This is a genomic window from Deltaproteobacteria bacterium, from assembly GCA_013151235.1.
GTDB lineage: Bacteria > CG2-30-53-67 > CG2-30-53-67 > CG2-30-53-67 > CG2-30-53-67 > JAADIO01.
In genome coordinates this window covers 17,905-37,449 of the sequence record JAADIO010000016.1, presented here as the reverse complement: position 1 = coordinate 37,449, position 19,545 = coordinate 17,905, and the positions used below count along the sequence as shown (strand labels likewise).

Below are 19,545 nucleotides of genomic sequence, written 5' to 3'. Positions count from 1 at the left end.
TGTCAAAGGCACACAGGCACAGAGTTTAAGATCAAAATCAACTGCAAAATCTGAATGCACCAGGGGTCGGAGCTACATGAAGATAGCTCTTCCGCCGAAGAGAGAGTCCACGCAAGAAAACCAGCCTGTTCCCCTATTCTTTTCTTAATAAAAACAAATGGTTACGGGGAAGAGCCCCTCCCTTGCTGTAAATTATGCTCAACAAAATTCATTTTCTCCGCGACTTTTACCTGTCAGAAGTTACTAATGTTTATATACGGATAACAGCGGTGCTGAGATCTGAATCTTTTTTTATCCATCGGTGAAAGAGGAGATCACTAATGAGAAAGTTTATGATGTTGTTATGGCTTATTTCCCTGTTCTTCGCGACGGGACTGTATGCAGGAGCCGTCGAAGCCTATACCGTCGACGGCACCATTTCCGAAACGGCCTACAACTGGCAGAGACCCGATCTGACATGGACCGATTCCGCGGATGACAATTCTTCCGGAAAGATTGCGCTTCCCTTTCCCGTAACCCTTGGAGGGAAAACATTCGACGCCTTCGACATGGACTCGAACGGTTACGTGGAGCTGCTCTCCTGGACGGAAACACCGACAGGCTATGGCTATGGCAATGTCGACGATCTGATTGCTGATAATTCTTCCGCGACCTACCTACTGGCGGCATATGATGATCTGTCGTCTTATGATTACGGGGCGTACGGATATGATGACTCGCTGTCCGACCGCGTGATCTTTGATTATCTGACGGAGACTTATGAAGATGAAGGTTGTTTTTATTTAAACAATTTTGAGATGATTCTTTACCAGAACGGAACGATCGACTGGAATTTCCGGTTTGCCGACTATGATTCTTATGATAACGATCTCTTCACGGGTCTTTATCTGGGGAATACGGGAACCCTCCTGGAGGGGACGGATAACGAGATCCCGGAATTGACATCTTATCGTTATTCCCCCGTTCCGGAACCATCCTCTCTCCTGCTCCTCTCAGGCGGACTGGCCGGATTGTTTGCCGTTGTGCGCAAGCGGGGCCGCTGAAAGGCCCGGTCGACCATCCGGTTTCCGTCGGGGGCGGTTTTTCTTCCCCCGCGGGGGGAAAGCACCCCCTCCACGTGACCCCTTTCTTGCCCCTTCCGCCTGAAAAAACTTGCAAAGTTACAAGGGGTCGGCCTATAATTCCGCATCCTGCGTCGGACCCGGAAGGAGCGGAATTCACAGATGACGAAAACGATCCGCAGATTGCTCAGGAAATACTTCATTACGGGGATCCTGGTCACCCTTCCCCTCGGCCTGACCTACTGGATCCTGAAGATCCTGCTCCCTCCGGTGGAGCAGCTCATCGGCTACCCGATCCGGCACTATCTGAAGATCTATTTCCCGGGGATGGGGATTCTTCTGCTTGCCTGCCTGATTCTCCTCATCGGGATCTTCGCCAGCAACTTCTTCGGCCGGAAATTAGGACAGATCGGCGAACGGATTCTCGATAAAATCCCGTTCGTCAGGATCATCTACAAGTTCGTCAAACAGCTCGTTGATACCCTCTTCACCCAGGGACAGGCACGATTCAAAGGAGTGGTCTTCGTGGAATATCCCCGGAAAGGGATCTATTCCATCGGTTTTCTCACCAGCGAATGCCGGGGCGAGATCCGGGAGATCACCGACGAGAAATTGGTCAATGTCTTCATCCCGACCACCCCGAACCCGACCTCCGGTTTTTTTCTTATCTTCCCGGAAAAGGATGTTAAAATATTGGATATGACCGTGGAAGAAGGGTTGAAGATGATCATTTCCGCCGGAATGATTACACCGGCCGAACGGTGCAGTCTGCCCGGCGCCCAAGGAAAAGAGCCCGCATGAACGAGCAGGGAAGAACCGTTACCGCAGTTATCCTCGCAGCGGGCCTCGGAACCCGGATGAAATCGGACCGCGTCAAGGTCCTCCATCCCCTCCTCGGCCGTCCCATGATTATCTTCCCCGTGGCGCTGGCGAAAAAGAGCGGAGCGGAAAAGATCGTTGTCGTCGTGGGACACCAGGCCGATGCCGTCCGGAAAAGCCTGGCCGGACTCGATCTGGACTATGCCCTCCAGACGGAACAGTTAGGCACCGGCCACGCCATTCAGCAGGCCGTTCCCCATCTGCAAGAAACGACCGGGCCGGTGCTGATCCTCTGCGGCGATGTTCCCCTCATAAAAGAAGAAACAATCAGAGAACTCCTCCTCCATCATGAAGAGAACGGCGCCGCCGTGACCCTGCTGACCACCCGTGTTGATCTCCCCGCCGGGTACGGCCGGATCGTCCGTTCTCCATCGGGGAACATCCTGAAGATCGTGGAGGAGAAAGACGCCTCGGATGCGGAACGGAAGATCGATGAGATCAATACCGGGATCTACTGTTTCGATGGTACATTTCTCCGTACTGCCGTGGACTCCCTGACCGACCGAAACGCTCAGCAGGAATACTACCTGACCGACCTGATCGAGATTGCACGGATGGAACAGAGAAGGGTCGGGGGGGTGGTCTGCGCCGATCCGCAAGAGGTCATGGGAATCAATTCGAGGGATCAGCTTGCCGTAGCCGGGGCGGTCCTGCGGGATCGGATCAATCTCCGCCACATGCGGGAGGGGGTCACCCTGATCGACCCGACTCGGACCTGGATCGGCCTTGATGTTACAATCGGAAGGGATACCGTTATCCATCCCGATTGCTATCTGGAAGGAAAGACCACCGTCGGGGAGGGGACGGTGATCGGTCCGAACACAAGGATCATCGACACGGCAATCGGACGGAACGTGGAGATCCGGGGGTTTTGTCACTTCATTGAAGCCCGGGTGGAAGAGGGGGCAATCCTCGGTCCCTTCGCCCATCTGCGGCCCGGGGCAAAGATCGGCCCTTCGGCCCACATCGGCAACTTCGTGGAGATCAAGAAATCGGTCATCGGGGAAGGCTCCAAGGTCAATCATCTCTCCTATATCGGCGATACAGGGATGGGGTCAGGGGTGAACATCGGCGCCGGGACCATCACCTGTAACTACGACGGCATCTTCAAGCACACAACCACGATCGGGGATCAGGTCTTTGTCGGGAGCGACACCCAGTTCATTGCCCCCGTCACCATCGGTGACCGCTCCCTCATCGGGGCCGGTTCCACCATCACCCGGGATGTGCCGGAAGACTCCCTCGCACTGAGCCGGGTGGAGCAGAAGATCATCAGGAACGGCGCGAAAAAGATCCGGGAGAGGCTGCGGAAAAAGAAGAAGGCGAAATGACCGGCCCGCTCTCTTCGGCAAGCTCAGCACAGGCTCTCCTGAGTGTGCCGAAGCCATCGAAGGGGCGAAGGGTGGTGCAAAATATTAACTTCAAGGGTAACTGAGAAGGAGTAACCCCATGTGCGGCATCGTCGGCTACATCGGCAGCCAGGACGTCCTACCCGTTGTAATCGACGGATTGAAACGGTTGGAGTACCGCGGCTACGACTCGGCGGGAATCGCCTATCTCAAGAACAACGAGATCAGGATTCACCGGTGTGAAGGCAAGATCCGGAATCTCGAAGCCTGTACCCGGGGGAACAGCACCGCAGACGGCATCGGCATCGGACACACCCGTTGGGCCACCCACGGAAAACCCTCCGAGGAGAACGCCCACCCCCACCGCTCGGGCGACACCGTCATTGTCCACAACGGCATCATCGAAAACTATCTGGAGCTGAAACGGGCGCTGACCAAAGAAGGATATGTATTTACCTCGGAGACCGACACGGAGGTCATCGCCCATCTCATCGAGAAATACCGAAAGGAGGGGACCGGCGACCTCGTGGAGGCCGTGAGGACAGCCCTGCAGCAGGTGGAAGGAGCCTTCGCCCTGGGGATTATGAACCGCAACGAACCGGACCGGATCATCGCCGCCAAGAAGGCAAGCCCCCTCGTCCTTGGGCTCGGTCAGGGAGAAAACTTCCTCGCCTCCGACATCCCGGCCATCCTGAACCATACCCGGAAGGTGATCTTCCTCGACGACGGGGAGATGGCCCTGCTCAGCCGTGAAGGGGTCACCGTCACAAAACTTGACGGCACCCCCGTCACCAAAGAGGTTCAGCAAATCCGCTGGAGCGCCGTCATGGCGGAAAAAGGGGGCTACAAACACTTCATGCAGAAAGAGATCTTCGAACAGCCCCGGGCGATTCTCGACACTTTCCGGGGACGGATCTCCCGGGAAACGGGGGAGGTCTTCTTCGAACAGTTCGAACTCACTCCGGCCGGGGCCAAAGACATCGACAAAATCATCATGATCGCCTGCGGCACCTCCTACCATGCCGCCCTCGTGGGGAAGTTCATGATCGAGGAGATGAGCCGGACCCCCGTGGAAGTTGACATCGCATCGGAATTCCGTTACCGGGATCCGATTGTGGATGAGAGAACCCTCCTGATCTGCATTTCCCAGTCGGGTGAGACCGCCGACACCCTGGCAGCGCTGCGTGAGGCGAAGGGGAAAGGGGCCAAAACCGTCGGAATCTGTAACGTCCTGGGAAGCTCCATCACCCGGGAGGCCGACGGCGTGATCTACACCCACGCCGGCCCGGAAATCGGTGTCGCATCAACCAAGGCCTTCACCACCCAGCTTGTTGCGCTCTATCTTTTTGCCCTCTATTTCGCCCGGGCACGGGGCGGGATGCCGGAAGAACAGGCCGTTCCCCTAATGGAAGACCTGGCCAGACTCCCCCAGCAGGTGGAAAAGATCCTCGAAGAGGAAGAGACGATCCGGAAGCTGGCGAAGCTCTATGCCGACCGGACCGACTTTCTCTACTTGGGGCGCGGTATTCACTATCCCATCGCCCTCGAAGGGGCGCTGAAGTTAAAAGAGATCTCCTACATCCATGCCGAGGGCTACCCCGCCGGCGAGATGAAACACGGCCCCATCGCTCTCATCGATGAAAAGATGCCCGTTGTTGCCCTTCTTCCCCATGACGGCGTCTTTGAAAAAGCCCGAGGCAACATCGAAGAGGTCAAGGCACGCTCCGGGATCGTCATCGCCCTTGTGAATCAGAAGGAACCGGAAGTGGAGGGGAAAGCCGACCATACCCTCCGGGTCCCTTCAACGAATAACTTCCTCTCTCCGATCCTGATGACCATCCCCCTCCAGCTCCTCGCCTACCACATCGCCGTACTGCGCGGGACCGACGTCGATCAGCCGAGGAATCTGGCCAAAAGCGTCACGGTGGAGTAGTGGCGCTTTTATGTTTTTCCTTTTGCTCATAAAAATGCAGTCTTGAACGCTTAAATCGCTTATTATTGGGGCATGAGCGGAAATTGTTTTTTATGTGATATGCGTCACAATAAAATATATTGAGATATAGTAATGTTTGAATGAATGCTGGTCTATTTCTATTGATTGAGAAACCATGATCCGCAGTTTTGTTTGCCGGCGATGCAAATCACATCCGTGAAGCGGTTCCGGAAAGAAGGAAGGGGTGAGTGATGTCTGACACAAAAGAGCCCGAAGAGATCCAAACGCCTTTGCTGGACGAATTGGAAAAAGGCCCGTGGCCGAGTTTCGTGACGGACCTGAAGGACTTGTCCGAAAAGAAGCCGGCCGTGAAACAGCTTCTGGGGCAACTGGAAGAGTCCTACGAGACGCGCACCGATCACTGGCTCGGGACGGTGATCAATCTCGACGGATACGGCGGCGGGGTGATCGGCCGATACTCGGACGTGGTGGACAAGTTCCCGGCCATGGCCCGGTTCAACACGATCCGGATTCTTGAACCTTCGGCCTGGGTCTATTCGACTGCGGCCCTTCGGGAACTCTGCGATATCAGCGAGAAACACAGCGCCGGGATCCTCCAGTTCCACGGCATGACCGGTGACATCCTGATGCTTGGTTCCGACAATGAGCAGACCTTTGAAGCAGGCGAGGAACTCATGGAGAAGGGCTGGGACCTCGGCGGTTCGGGCGCGGCCATGCGGACGCTCGCCTGCTGCGTCGGACCCGCCCGGTGCGAGATGTCCTGCTTTGATACCCTCGGTCTGACCAAGTACATTACCGATACCTTTATCAGCGAACTTCATCGTCCCGAATTCCCCTACAAGTACAAGTTCAAGCTCTCCGGCTGCGCCAACGACTGTGCCTGTTCCATGCAGCGCTCCGACATGCCGATCATCGGGACCTGGCGCGACGGCATCCAGGTGGACCAGGAAGAGGTCGCCAGGTTTATTGACGAGCGGGGAGAACGCTCGGTGATGAATACGGTGATTGCACGCTGTCCCACCCAATGTATGACCCTGAAGGACCGGAAAATCATAATCGACGACGACAACTGTGTCCATTGCATGCACTGTATCAACGTGATGCACAGGGCCCTGTCGATCGGACGTGACCGGGGGGTGACGATCCTGATCGGCGGCAAGCGCAGCCTGAAGATCGGGGATACCATGAGTTCGGTGCTGGTCCCCTTCATGAAGATGGAGAGCGAGGAGGATTGGGAAAGACTGACCGACCTCGTCCGGAGAATCTGGGACTTCTGGGGGGAGCATGGGATGGAACACGAACGGGTCGGCGAATTCATCGACCGGGTCGGACTGGGGACCTTCCTCGACGGCATCGGCCTGGAACCGGATCCGCAGATGGTCAATCAGCCGCGCAGCAACCCTTATATCAAATTCGAAGAGTACACGCGGCCGAGGATGGCGGGAGAGGAAAAAAAGGCCCCGTCTGTTTTGAACAAGGAGCCGGACGGCGAAGAGACCATCTCATAGCGCGGGAGGATCAACGATGACCACCACAAAAAAGACGGCACCCCGGGATAACGGGGCGCCCGAGTTCAAGAAGTTTCTCCATCCCCTCATGGCCAAAAACTACGGCAAGTGGAAGTATCATGAGCGTCTCCGCCCCGGTGTGCTGGTCCATGTGGCGGAAAGCGGGGATGCCCTCTACACGGTCCGGGCGGGATCCCCCCGAACCATGAGTGTGGATACGGTCCGGAAGATCTGTACGATTGCGGACAAATACTGCCAGGGGCATCTGCGCTTCACCAGCCGGTGCAACATCGAGTTTCTCCTGGCCCGCGAGGAGGATATCGATCCCCTGATCCGGGAGGTCCGCGACATTCTCGGTTTCCCCGTGGGGGGGACCGGACCGTCCATCTCCAATGTGATCCATACCCAGGGATGGCTGCACTGCAACCTCCCCGGAACCGATGCGGCCGGCGCCGTCAAGGCACTCATGGATACCCTCTATGAGGACTTCGTGAACGAGCGCCTGCCCCAACGCGTCAAGATCTCCACCTCCTGCTGCCAGATCAACTGCGGCGGGCAGTCGGATATCGCCATCAATCTGCAGCACCACAAACCGCCGAAGATCGATCACGGAAAGATGCAGATCTGTGAGCTTCCCAAGGTGGTGGCGATCTGCCCCGTTGCGGCGGTCCGGCCGCGCAGGGTGGAAGGCCGGGACTCCCTGGAGGTGATCGAAGAGAAGTGCATGTACTGCGGGGCCTGTCACGGACAGTGTCCGAGCATGGAGATCCGTGATGCCGAGGCCGATACGCTCTCGATCTGGGTCGGCGGCAAGTCGGCGAGTACCCGGAGCGGACCTTCCTTCATGAAACTCGCCACCTACGGGCTCCCCAACAATCCCCCCCGGTGGCCGGAGGTGAGCGAGGCGGTCTGCAGGATCCTCGATGCCTACAAGGCGGGTGCGAAGCCCTACGAGCGGGTCGGCGAGTGGATCGACCGGGTCGGCTGGAAGCGGTTCTTCGAGGTTACCGGTTTTCCCTTCACCAAGTACCATATCGATAATTACCGCTTTGCCCGGACGACCTTCAACACGTCCTCGCAGGTCCGCTTATAGGAGGGGAATGACCATGGGCGCAGAATCTGTTTTTTGCCGGGACCTTGAAATCATTCAAAACAAAAAGGCCTCCCCCTCGGAGATGGTGGTCACCAGCGGTGAAAGCTGGAAGTGCCCCGTCTATGTACGGAAACTGCCCCCCTGCCGGGCGGAATGCCCGAGCAGTGAAGATATCCGGGGGTATCTTACCGTGGTGGCACGTGCGGAATATCAAAAAAAACCCGTCGATGAGGCCCTGGATGAGGCCTGGTACATACTGACGGACAAGAATCCCCTGCCCGCCGTACATGGACGGATCTGCCCCCATCCCTGTGAAAAGGGGTGCAACCGGCAGCACAAGGCCGACGGCGCCGTGGCGATCAACGCCTTTGAACGTGCGGTCGGGGACCACGGCCTCGCACGGGGACTTCCGTTACGGAAACTGACGGAGGAAGTGAAACCGCAGAGCGTGGCCGTGATCGGCGCCGGGCCCTCGGGACTTTCCTGCGCCTACCAACTGGTCCGGCGCGGCTACCCCGTCACCCTCTTTGATGCCTATGAAAAACCGGGCGGAATGCTCCGTTACGGCGTCCCCTCCTACCGGCTCCCGGAGGAGGTCCTCGACGGCGAGATCCGGAAAATTCTCGACCTGGGGGTCAATCTCCGCTCCAACGTCAAGGTCGGCGTCGACCTCCCTTTCCGGGAGCTTCGCAGTGAATACGATGCCCTCTATGTGGCGATCGGCGCCCATCGGGGCGTGGCGCTCAATATCCCCGGCGAGGATGCCTCCCATGTCTTTGCCGCGGCCGACTACCTCAACCGGATCAATTCGGGAGTCGAGATCGACCTTGGAAACAAGGTGGTCGTCATCGGTGGCGGAAACAGCGCCATCGACGTCTCCCTCCGGATGGCGCACAAGGATTCCGGTGAGGAGGAACAGTTTGATACCGAATCGGCCCAGAGTGTGCTCGATTCGGCCCGCGTCTCGAGACGGCAAGGCGGCGCCGAGGTGACGATCCTCTACCGGCGTACCGGTGCCGAGATGCCGGCCATCGAAGAAGAGATCGTTGCGGCGGAAAAGGAAGGGGTGCGGATCGAATTTCTGGCCGCTCCCGTTGAAATTGAAGTGAAGAATCACCGTGTGGCCGGGGTCCGATGCATCCGTATGGAATTGGGCGAGCCCGATTCATCCGGCCGGCGGCGCCCCCTGCCCGTGGAAGGATCGGAGTTCTTTATCGAGGCCACGGCCGTGATCTCCGGGATCGGTCAACTTCCCGATTTTGCCGGGGACATGAAGGGACTGGCAAACGAATGGGGCTGGGGAGAGGTCCGGAAGAACGGAGAGACGAATGTCGAAGGGGTCTTTGCCGGCGGCGATGTCCTCGGTCTGGGGATCTCCACCCGTTCCGTGGGGGAAGGGCGGAAAGCGGCCCTGGCGATCGATGCCTATCTTCATGGCCGGGAGTACCGTCCCCTGCCGAAGGTGCGGCCCATCCGGGAAAGAGATCTTCGCCTCGATTACTATCCCGATGCCCCGCGTCACGAGCCGCCGGCACAAAACGTTTCCGACCGGGTCAACGGCTTCCAGGAGATCTTCGGGACATTGGCTCCGGAGGACGCCGTGGCCGAGGCCGGACGTTGCATGAGCTGCGGGCTCTGCATGAGCTGCGGTCAGTGCCGGATCTATTGCCCCCGCCATGCCATCCGTCACGATTTCTCCCGGCCCATGGGACAGGTGATGTTTACCGACTACACCCGTTGCAACGGCTGTCATATCTGTTCGTATACCTGCCCCTGCGGCTATATCGAGATGGGGATGGGGTTGTGAGGGTATGCTGACTGCGAGCCCGAGCGGTTTACCGAAGATTTGCTCCGTTCTCGCCAAGATCGCCAAGTTCACGAAGAAACATCAAAACATTACGATTTAGAATTCTAACCATACGGATAATTTGCATTTTGAACTGCGGAAGATGCGCTATCAGCCTTTCTTTCTGACAAACCTAAATAAAATAGAAATTCCAGAACCAAAAAGTAGAATGGAACATGGTTCCGGAGTGTGATACATTTTTACGACACTGAAAATTGATCCGTCCGGCCAAAGATAACTTGGGCTTTCATCGTCCATATCGTAAACAGTTAATTGCATTGAGTCGTTATGTGGAATGTGAGGGTGCAACACGCTATCTTTGTCTTTTTGTAATGAGGGACTGCTTGAAATTCCTCTTAAGTTTAGAAAATAGGTTGCTAATATATTCGTGTTCGGTGCAGTTTCATTGTTGTGAAGCGCAACCATATGCCTTCCATAGAGAAACAGATTATAAGTGAATTCAGGATAAGCATTACTATCCGACATATCCCGATATATAACTTTCTCCAACTGGCCCCAAGCATGCCACTTGACTCCCACCACAGGTATAAGATATTCCCAAACAGAAATGGTAATGTTGCCGTTTTGAGTTGATGGACCTTGCGAGGACCACGTAGCACCTGACATCATTCCGTCTATTTCTGCTTCAAAGAATCCTGGGCTGTCATTCATAATTTTCAAATGAGGAGGCGGATCGATGGGCGTTGCAAAAGAATTCGATGAATAAATGGTCAGCACAATAATCATCGGGATATAAAAAAGATGGAACCTGTTCTGTTGTTTTATGAATTCGATATCATTAAATTCCAACGGATGGATTCTCTTCATCATTTTTTTCTCTCCACCGATTTTCAAGTCAGGCTTGGGATTGGAATATGGTTATGGTTTGTGGTGTTTTGCTTTCCCTTTTGTCAAGACGAGTAATCCGGACAGTCCCGTTCCGATCAGGATGAATGATGAGGGTTCCGGAGTGATGGGACCATGAAAAGGCGGCTTACGAGGACGGTAAGGCATGATGGACGTTCTTTCGTCTATAGCGCTTACACAGGGCCCACCGACGACAAAATCGAATCCCCATGCCTTGTTCGGGTCTAGGGAATAGGGAGTGTCCGTCCAGTATTTGCCGGCCTGCAAGTTGACAAATGGTCCTGGTGTTGCAGGTGTGACTCCCTCCTCAAAGTAGAGATGGCCCAAATCACCTTCGTTCAGAGGTCCGTTAATTGTTCCCGGTGTAGTCGGAAGTATCCAGTCATCCAACACAACATCCCGGACCGAGTCATAATAAGACAACCCCCCGGCCCAGGCCTGGGCTTCCGACCAGGTCATCAGGCCGTCTGCGTTATACCCGGATGTTTTTGCATAGTTTGCGTCCTGAAGCCATGTGACGTCGAGGACGTCATCATAGATCAGGCCGCCTCCGATATCGATCAGTGTTGCATGAGCAGGCATAACGGAGATACAAAAAAAGACCAGAACATAAAAGAAGATGTTGTGTCGATCCATTGATTCACCCTCCCAAACAGCGAGTAGTTTTGTGGTGGGTCTTATTGAGCTTCCGGAAACAGTTGCGCCTGCAGGCGGACAGCCGGAAGAGGCCGGAGCCCAGCAGGAGAAAGCCGAATAGGCACAAAAGGTCGAGTTGCCTGCGTTATATGAAGAAACAGAGAGTTAACAGTGTATGATACATGGAGCAAAAATCCAGCTCAAAGTTAGCAAAAAAAGTAGATGCATCATTCGAAAGTAATGAGCGAATGGGAAAGTTTACAAGTTGACTATAATGCAATTTTTATACCATTATAGAGTCGATCTTGAATGATCGTCGCTTTAACCACATGAAAAGATGGGTGTTTTTTGTGAATCTTCTCTTTGTGTCCCAGGCTTGCGACAACGATGTGTTTTGAAAAGTGGAAAAAATTTACCATTATTGTGAAAACTATTTCCACTATTAGGCAAAAGTTTGCACAGATGGAGAAAAACTTTCTGACTTCCGGACCCTCTTCCGCGTTGCACGTCGATCTCCCGGTCAAATTATCCGCCACTCCAAAGAATTAGATTTACAATCCCCATCGCATTTGCAAAGCTTGGGTGTCACAAAGCTTGGGTGTCACAAAGCTTGGGTGTCAGGCCTTGACAAATGACATAATTTGCGGGTATATTAATTTCATGGGACGTCCACTCCGTATCGAATATCCAGGTGCCTTGTACCATGTGACCAGCCGTGGAAATGAGAAGAAAGAGATTTTCTTCAAGGATTCCGACCGGGAAATGTTCCTCTCTTTTCTGGAAGAGTATCATCACCGATACAGTATACTGATCCACAGCTATGTCCTGATGTCGAACCACTATCATCTGATCATAGAGACACCACAGGGAAATCTCCTCAAAGTGATGCACGGCCTGAACAGCCGGTATACCGGATACGTCAATCGAAAATATAATCGCAGCGGCCATCTGTTTCAGGGAAGATACAAAGCGATCCTTGTGGAGAAAGAAAGCTATCTCCTGGAACTGAGTCGATACGTCCACCTGAATCCTGTTCGTGCAGGGATCGTGAAGGAGGTATCGGAATATCAGTGGAGCAGTTATCCGGGATTTGTCAATAAGCAGAAAAGGTTTTTATGGGTGGAGTATAGCTGGATCCTGTCCCGCTTCAGTTCAAAAGAAAATGAGGCCGGAAGAGCGTATCGTTCCTTTGTGAAAACAGCACAGTGCACGATGGGGCAAGATCCTTTTGACGGTCTGTTTGGGCAAGTGATCCTGGGGGGTGAAGCGTTTGTCGAGAAGGCGAAGAAGACCCTTGCCGGCAAAGAATTTGACCACGATATTATCGAACGGAAACGGTTTCGAACCGCCCCGCAGGCTGATGAGATCTTGAAGCTTGTCTCATCTTTCTTTGGTATTTCCAGAAACTCACTGGAACAGAGAGGAGGGCGCAATAATCTTCCCCGTAAGGTTGCAATCTATCTGGTCAAAAAATATTGTGGTCTGCCCAATCAGGAGATTGCCGACCTTTTTGGGGGGATCCATCCTACAGCCGTCAGTCACAATGTGTCGAGGTTTGAAAAAGAAATGGAACGGAACCAGAAATTAGCCAAAAAGCTCGGGGAGCTTATATCATTTGTCAGGGCCTGACACCATTTGATGTGTGACACCATTTGATGTGATGGGTCACGATAAATTTGTTCTCCCTCTTTCCCGATCGTGGCACACGACCGGTGCCGAGCCGGACAGGACCTTGACAAATGACACTAATGATACGGCGGAGAGGTTGGAGGATTTGAGGGTCCCGCGGGGGAATCATTTGGAACGGCTATCGGGGGACAGAAAAGTGTGTTGCAGTATCCGGATCAATGTCCAGTGGAGAATATGCTTTCGATGGCATAATGGCGACGCCTACGATATGGAAATAACGGACTATCATTAGGAGAGAGTCATGAGCAGGAAAAAACTGGAACCGATCCATCCGGGAGAAATTTTACTTGAAGAATTCCTGAAACCGATGGGTATCAGCCAGTACCGTCTGGCGAAGGATATCAGTGTACCCCCGCGCAGAATCAATGAGATCGTTCACGGCAAGAGAGCCGTTTCCACAGATACAGATCTCCGGTTGTCCAGATATTTCGGCCTGTCCGAACGGTTCTGACTGAACCTCCAGACACAGTATGATATTGAAGTCGAGAAAGACAAGAGAGGTAAGAAGTTTGAGAAGGAGGTCAGAGTTCTGGAGAAGAGTGCCTGACAATGACACATAGCGAACCTTGATGAAGTCGCAAAAAGTCGTTTTCCGGATTCCGTTCCATCTCTTTTTCAAACAAATTATATCATTTGTCAAGGCCTGACACCTGATGCCCCTTCCTCAGCTTGAAATAGAAGGTCAGAGCGATCAAAAAGACGATGACGCTTATAAACTGCGAAGTAGAGAGCATTCCCCCGAAAAGGCTCCCCCGCGGGTCGCCCCGGAAGATCTCAATGAAGGAGCGGAGAAGGGGATAGCAGATCCCGTAGAGAAGAAGGATCTGGCCGGAAAATTTCTTCCTCCGGCTCATGAAAAGGAGGAAAAAGAAGAGGGTGAGGTTGCCGAGGGAGGAGTAGAGCTGCGTGGGGTGGAGCGGGATGCCGAGTTTGTCGGGAGAGACCAAAGAACGGGGATCGGTGAAGGTGATTCCCCAGGGAAGCAAGGTCGGCTTGCCGTAGCAGCAACCGGCGGAGAGGCACCCGATTCGTCCGACCGCCTGACCGAGGGCGAGGGCGGGCGCCACGATGTCTCCGACCGTGAGGATCGGCATGTCATGTCTTTTCATGTAGAGGATCGCAACAATCACCGCCCCGATGAAACCGCCGTAGAAAACGAGCCCGCCTTCCCAGATCTTGAAGATTCGGATCGGGTCCGCCAGGAAGTATGGATATTCAACGATGATGAAAAGGATCCTGGCGCCGAGGATCGCCGCGAGTGTCACGTAGAAGGCAAAATCGAGCATCCGGTCGGGGTCGATCCCCTCTTTCCGTGCTCCGTGAAGGCTGAGGAAAATGGCGGCGAAGAAGGCGGAGGCCACGAACAGTCCATAGGTATGGAGGGTGAAAGGACCGAAACTGACAAGGACAGGATGCATCAGGTACCCTCCGGGTTCTGTTTTTCCATCCGGCCGGTGAGGACTGCATCGATCAGGAGGATTGTCACCCCGACGCTGATGGCGGAGTCGGCCACGTTGAAGGCCGGCCAGTGGTATTGCCGAAAATAAAGATCAATGAAGTCGACGACCTCGTGAAAACGGAAGCGGTCGATCAGGTTTCCCACGGCCCCGCCCAGAACGAGGGAGAGTCCGACCTGGAGCAGCGTATTCCCCTGTGCGCTTCGCAGGTAGAAAATCAATACGACGGTGATGGCCAGAAAGGAGATGCCGAGGAAAAATGGAACCCGGAAGGCCTCCGACGAGGTGGAGAGAAATCCGAAGGCGGCGCCGGGATTGCGGATATAGGTCAACCTCAGATACCCCTTGAGGAGGGGAATCGACTGACCGAGGCGCATGCCCGTCATGACGAGATGTTTGCTTGTCTGATCGACAAGGACCGTCAGGGGGGCGATGAGGAGGAGTCGTCTAAGGGAGTCGGTCATAGAATGCGCTTTGCCTGAAATATTTGATGGATGATCTTACCCCCACTTGCAAGAGAGGAGCAAGGGGGGATACGTAAGTATGTAGAGTTTTTAACCCCCCAATTCCCGCAGAACTCCTGCACATCGACGGCAGACATCGGGATGACCGGGATCTTCCCCCACGGTGGAACTGAAGTTCCAGCATCGTCCGCACTTCTCACCTTCCGCAGGCCGTACCCGGACCCTCACTCCAGCGACTTCCCCTTCGGGCTGTGCCTCGGCGGCGGTCTCCGTCAGGGAATGGAGCGTAACGGCGGAGACAATCATAATCTCCGGGAGCTGTGCCTCATAAGGGGCGAGCCGATCCCTCCATTTTTCCGCAAGATAGAGATCGACAGCCGCTTCGAGGGAGAGTCCCACCACCTTGGCCCGCCTCGCCTCTTCGAGTGCCCGGGAAACCTCTCCCCGGACGGTGAAGATCTCCTCCCAGCGGGCGGCCAGTTCATCATCGCAGGCAGCGGGGTCGGCCGCGGGGAAATCACTCAAAAAGACGGATTCCTCCCCCGATCCTCCCGGAATCATTCCCCAGATCTCCTCGGCGGTAAAACTCAGGATCGGCGCCATCAGGCGGGTGAGGGTCGTGATGATCCGGCAGAGAACCGTCTGGGAGGCGCGACGCCCCGGGGCATCGGCCTTCAGAACATAGAGCCGATCCTTGAGGATATCCAGATACCGGGCGGAAAGCTCCACGGTACAGAAGTTGTACAGGGTATGGTAGATCGTGTGAAAGGCGTAGCGCCCGTAGGCGTTGTCCACCCGTTCGATCAGCCGGTTCAGTTGATGAAGGGCCCATCGGTCGAGTTCGGGCATATTTTCTATGGATACGGCATCGACTTCGGGATCAAAGTCGCTTAAGTTCCCCAGGATGAAGCGGGCCGTGTTCCGGATCTTCCGGTAGGCCTCGACCATTCTTTTTAAGATCTCCGAAGAGATCTTGATATCGTCCCGGTAGTCCTCGGCGGCAACCCAGAGCCGCAGGATCTCGGCACCATTCTGCTGAATCACGCTCTTCGGGGCGATCACGTTGCCGACCGACTTGGACATCTTCTTGCCGTTGCCGTCGACCACGAAGCCGTGGGTCAGAACGGCGCGGAACGGTTCTTCCTTCCCGGTGCCGAGAGCTGTCAGGAGGGCGCTGTGAAACCACCCCCGGTGCTGGTCGCTCCCCTCAAGGTAGAGATCTGCGGGATAGGAAAGCCCCTCCCGCGCGCCGATCACGGCGGTATGGCTGACGCCGGAGTCGAACCAGACGTCGAGAATATCCTGCTCCCTTTCAAAATCGTCCTCACCGCACTTGGGGCAGACCGTCCCGGCCGGCATGAGATCCTTCGCCTCCCGGTCGAACCAGATATCGGCCCCCTCCTTCTCAACGAGGCCCGCCACGTGGTATATCACGGAGGCATCGAGGAGATACTCCCCGCAGGCACTGCACTGGAAGACGGCAATGGGAACCCCCCAGCTCCGCTGCCGGGAGATACACCAGTCGGGCCGGTTCTCCACCATGGCATAGATCCGGTTTTCTCCCCAGGCCGGGATCCAGTCGACCTTATTGCGAATCGTATCGAGGGTCCGTTTTCGAAGATCGTTGGCCTCCATGGAGATGAACCATTGGGCCGTGGCCCGGAAAATGATCGGCTTTTTACACCTCCAGCAGTGAGGATAGGAGTGTTCCACCTTCTCCGAGGCCAGGAGATGACCTCTTTCGGCCAGAAGTTCCGTGATCGGGCCGTTCGCCTTAAAGACGAACTGCCCCGCAAAGGGGCCGGCCTCGTCGGTGAAACAGCCCCGGTCATCGACCGGGGTATAGACGTCAAGATCGTATCGCATCCCGATCTTGTAATCATCCTCGCCGTGGCCCGGTGCCGTGTGAACACAGCCGGTTCCCTGTTCCAGGGTCACGTGATCTCCGACGATGAGGAGGGAATCCCGCTCTTCAAAGGGGTGCCGGGCGAGCAAGCCTTCGAGATCACGCCCGGCAAAGGTTGCAAGGACCGGGCATTCTTCAATCCCGAAGCTTTCCATGCAGACCTTCAGGCGCTCTTTCGCAACGATCAGCACACCCTTCTCCGTCTCCACGGCAACATAGGTGAAATCGGGATGGAGGCAGACGGCCAGATTGGCCGGGAGGGTCCAGGGGGTGGTCGTCCAGATGACGACGAAGACCTTTTTCCCGCTCAAGGCCGGAATCCGCTCACCCACCGTCTCTTCCAGAGGAAACCGGACATAAACGGAGGGAGACTCCTCGTCGGCGTACTCCACCTCGGCCTCGGCCAGGGCCGTCCGGCAGGAGGCGCACCAGTGAATCGGTTTCTTCCCTTTGTAGACCCCTCCCTGTTCAACGAACCGGCCGAACTCCCGTATGATCGCCCCCTCGTAGCGGTAGTCCATGGTCAGATAGGGAGTATCCCACGCCCCGATGCCTCCCAACCGCCTGAACTCCTCCCGCTGGATTCCGACGAAACGGTCGGCATACTCCCGGCACTTGCGCCGGAACTCGACCTGGGTCATCGCCTTCTTTTTCGATCCGAGTTTCTTATCGACCTGCAGTTCGATCGGAAGACCATGGCAGTCCCAGCCGGGAACATATTCGGCATAGTACCCTTTCATGCTCTTGTACTTGATGATGATGTCCTTGAGAATCTTGTTCAGGGCATGGCCGATATGGATATTGCCGTTGGCGTAAGGGGGGCCGTCGTGAAGGGTGAAGACCGGTTTTCCGTTGTTTTTTTCCAGGATCTTTCCGTGGAGATCCATCTCCTCCCATCGGCGGAGAAGTTCCGGTTCGCGCCGGGTCAGGTTCGCCTTCATGGGAAAGGTTGTGGAGGGGAGGTTCAGAGTATCTTTGTAATCCATGGGAGCATCTACTGCCTTACATGAAGGGAGACTGTTCGTGAATCAGGAAAAAATCCGTCAACAATTTGTTTTTTAAACTGAATCGGAAAATATCAACCTTGCCGAATGATGTCAAGGGAAAAGCCCTCCCAGGACTTCCGTGAACCTCACAGAAAACACCCCGGACACCTTACAAAACGATCTTCCTCATTCTTTTCAAAAACTTGGACCTGCAAAGTGGCTGTTTTTGGGGAAACTTCTGATGATTTCCTCCTTGACGGAGGTGGGAAGCTGTGTTAATTTTCCTCGTCTCTTAGAAACATTTGAATATATGATGGTGGGTTTTGCGTGAACCCGTCCGGTTGCAAAAGGTATGATGATCATGACTTCTCCTGAAGAAATTCGTGTTGGACTTACCTATGATGATGTCCTGTTAATGCCGGCTCGGTCGAACGTGCTTCCCAAGGATACTGATGTTGCGACGCGTCTGACGGCAAAGATACGTCTGAACATCCCCCTGCTCAGTGCCGCCATGGATACCGTTTCCGAAGCCCGGATGGGGATTGCCTTGGCACAGGAGGGGGGAATCGCCGTGATTCATAAGGCCATGTCGGTAGAACGGCAGGCGATGGAGGTGGACAAGGTCAAAAAATCGGAAAGCGGCATGATCGTCGATCCGATTACCATCGAACCGGACCGGAAAATCCACGAAGCGCTGGCCCTGATGAAAAAGTACCGGATTTCCGGGATTCCCATTACCCGCGGTACCCATCTGGTCGGGATACTGACCAACCGGGATCTTCGTTTCGAAACTCGTCTCGATCTTCCTGTTGCCGATGTCATGACGAAGGAAAATCTCGTCACGACCTCCGAAGGGACGGATCTGGAGTCAGCGAAGAAGATCCTCCATCAGCATCGGATCGAAAAACTCCTTGTCGTAGATGATGATTTTAATCTCAAGGGTCTCATCACCATCAAGGATATAGAAAAGAAGATCAAGTATCCCCACGCCTGCAAGGATGAGTTCGGGCGCCTCCGGGTGGGAGCGGCGATCGGTGTCGGGGAGGAGGCCCTGGAACGGGCGGAGAGACTGACCGGTTCCGGTGTGGACATTCTGTGTGTCGATACGGCCCACGGCCACTCCGAGGGGGTGCTGCAAACCGTGAGAGCAGTCAAGGACGCCTATCCGGGGGTAGATCTGATGGCCGGGAATGTGGCCACGGCAAAAGGGGTGGAAGACCTAATCACCGCCGGTGCCGATACCGTTAAGGTGGGGATCGGACCGGGATCGATCTGCACAACCCGTGTGGTGGCGGGGACCGGTGTCCCCCAGATTACGGCCATCATGGACTGTGCCGCCGTGGGACGGAAACACGACGTCCCGGTCATTGCAGACGGGGGGATTAAGTATTCCGGTGATATCACCAAAGCGATCGTGGCCGGTGCGAATGCAGTCATGATGGGCGGCATCCTCGCCGGGGTGGAAGAGAGCCCGGGGGAGACAATTCTCTTCCAGGGGCGAAGTTACAAGGTCTATCGAGGAATGGGATCCCTGGGCGCCATGGAGGCCGGGAGCAAGGATCGTTATTTTCAGGAGCATCAATCCGAGGTGAAAAAGCTGGTCCCCGAGGGGATCGAGGGGCGCGTTCCCTACAAAGGACCTCTTTCGGAAAGTGTCTACCAACTTGTCGGCGGGCTTCGCTCCGGCATGGGTTATTCCGGTTGCCGGACGATCCCGGAACTGCAGGAGCGGGGGGAGTTCATCCGGATTACGAATGCCGGGCTCCGTGAGAGTCATGTCCATGATGTGATTATCACGAAAGAGGCGCCAAATTATCGAATGGAGTAAGTCTCACGGCTAAGCTTCCTTT

General features: G+C 55.2%; 15 protein-coding genes and 1 pseudogene. 11 read left to right on the top strand and 5 right to left on the bottom strand.

What is annotated here, in order from left to right; translation table 11 throughout:
• The first annotated feature begins 320 nt into the window (after positions 1 to 320).
• The 7 genes from GXP58_02950 (at position 321) to GXP58_02920 (ending at position 9,651) form a co-directional block, all read left to right on the top strand.
• Positions 321 to 1,043: a PEP-CTERM sorting domain-containing protein gene (locus GXP58_02950; GenBank protein NOY52560.1), complete on the top strand. Its 723-nt coding sequence runs from the start codon at positions 321 to 323 to the stop codon at positions 1,041 to 1,043.
• A 180-nt stretch (positions 1,044 to 1,223) separates the two neighbouring features.
• Positions 1,224 to 1,862, top strand: coding sequence for a DUF502 domain-containing protein (locus GXP58_02945; protein NOY52559.1), 639 nt, complete (start codon positions 1,224 to 1,226; stop codon positions 1,860 to 1,862).
• Positions 1,859 to 3,271 (top strand): UDP-N-acetylglucosamine diphosphorylase/glucosamine-1-phosphate N-acetyltransferase, encoded by a 1,413-nt coding sequence (glmU, locus tag GXP58_02940; GenBank protein ID NOY52558.1) that lies wholly within the window; start codon positions 1,859 to 1,861, stop codon positions 3,269 to 3,271. The genes GXP58_02945 and glmU overlap by 4 nt, the downstream gene beginning before the upstream one ends.
• Before the next feature lie 118 nt (positions 3,272 to 3,389).
• The gene (gene glmS / locus GXP58_02935) at positions 3,390 to 5,222 is read left to right on the top strand and encodes a glutamine--fructose-6-phosphate transaminase (isomerizing) (protein ID NOY52557.1); all 1,833 of its coding nucleotides are present in this window, start codon (positions 3,390 to 3,392) and stop codon (positions 5,220 to 5,222) included.
• Between the two features lie 251 nt (positions 5,223 to 5,473).
• Complete coding sequence (gene dsrA, locus GXP58_02930) at positions 5,474 to 6,751, top strand: dissimilatory-type sulfite reductase subunit alpha (GenBank protein ID NOY52556.1); 1,278 nt, start codon at positions 5,474 to 5,476, stop codon at positions 6,749 to 6,751.
• Between the two features lie 16 nt (positions 6,752 to 6,767).
• A complete protein-coding gene (gene dsrB / locus GXP58_02925; protein NOY52555.1) occupies positions 6,768 to 7,844 on the top strand; it encodes a dissimilatory-type sulfite reductase subunit beta in 1,077 nt (358 codons plus the stop codon).
• A 13-nt stretch (positions 7,845 to 7,857) separates the two neighbouring features.
• Positions 7,858 to 9,651 (top strand): FAD-dependent oxidoreductase, encoded by a 1,794-nt coding sequence (locus GXP58_02920; protein ID NOY52554.1) that lies wholly within the window; start codon positions 7,858 to 7,860, stop codon positions 9,649 to 9,651.
• Positions 9,652 to 9,801: 150 nt separating this feature from the next.
• On the opposite strand, the gene GXP58_02915 is transcribed toward GXP58_02920, so the two are convergent.
• Together GXP58_02915 and GXP58_02910 are read right to left on the bottom strand one after the other, a co-directional pair.
• The gene (locus GXP58_02915) at positions 9,802 to 10,521 is read right to left on the bottom strand and encodes a hypothetical protein (protein NOY52553.1); all 720 of its coding nucleotides are present in this window, start codon (positions 10,519 to 10,521) and stop codon (positions 9,802 to 9,804) included.
• Positions 10,522 to 10,998: 477 nt separating this feature from the next.
• Positions 10,999 to 11,139: pseudogene (locus GXP58_02910) on the bottom strand (DUF1566 domain-containing protein).
• Positions 11,140 to 11,853: 714 nt separating this feature from the next.
• Here GXP58_02910 and GXP58_02905 point away from each other — a divergent pair.
• The 3 genes from GXP58_02905 to GXP58_02895 are packed head-to-tail and all read left to right on the top strand — an operon-like array spanning position 11,854 to position 13,333.
• Positions 11,854 to 12,822 (top strand): hypothetical protein, encoded by a 969-nt coding sequence (locus GXP58_02905; GenBank protein NOY52552.1) that lies wholly within the window; start codon positions 11,854 to 11,856, stop codon positions 12,820 to 12,822.
• Between the two features lie 31 nt (positions 12,823 to 12,853).
• Complete coding sequence (locus GXP58_02900) at positions 12,854 to 13,114, top strand: hypothetical protein (GenBank protein NOY52551.1); 261 nt, start codon at positions 12,854 to 12,856, stop codon at positions 13,112 to 13,114.
• Between the two features lie 9 nt (positions 13,115 to 13,123).
• Positions 13,124 to 13,333 carry a HigA family addiction module antidote protein gene (locus GXP58_02895; protein ID NOY52550.1) on the top strand — a complete coding sequence of 70 codons (210 nt, stop codon included), beginning with the start codon at positions 13,124 to 13,126 and terminating at the stop codon, positions 13,331 to 13,333.
• A 178-nt stretch (positions 13,334 to 13,511) separates the two neighbouring features.
• On the opposite strand, the gene lgt is transcribed toward GXP58_02895, so the two are convergent.
• From lgt to ileS, 3 genes are all read right to left on the bottom strand, one after another.
• Complete coding sequence (lgt, locus tag GXP58_02890; protein ID NOY52549.1) at positions 13,512 to 14,300, bottom strand: prolipoprotein diacylglyceryl transferase; 789 nt, start codon at positions 14,298 to 14,300, stop codon at positions 13,512 to 13,514.
• Positions 14,300 to 14,803: a signal peptidase II gene (gene lspA / locus GXP58_02885; GenBank protein ID NOY52548.1), complete on the bottom strand. Its 504-nt coding sequence runs from the start codon at positions 14,801 to 14,803 to the stop codon at positions 14,300 to 14,302. The genes lgt and lspA overlap by 1 nt, the downstream gene beginning before the upstream one ends.
• A gap of 90 nt (positions 14,804 to 14,893) precedes the next feature.
• Complete coding sequence (gene ileS / locus GXP58_02880) at positions 14,894 to 17,695, bottom strand: isoleucine--tRNA ligase (GenBank protein NOY52547.1); 2,802 nt, start codon at positions 17,693 to 17,695, stop codon at positions 14,894 to 14,896.
• A 361-nt stretch (positions 17,696 to 18,056) separates the two neighbouring features.
• Here ileS and guaB point away from each other — a divergent pair, with 361 nt between their 5' ends.
• Positions 18,057 to 19,523 (top strand): IMP dehydrogenase, encoded by a 1,467-nt coding sequence (gene guaB / locus GXP58_02875; GenBank protein NOY52546.1) that lies wholly within the window; start codon positions 18,057 to 18,059, stop codon positions 19,521 to 19,523.
• The last annotated feature ends 22 nt before the right edge of the window (positions 19,524 to 19,545 follow it).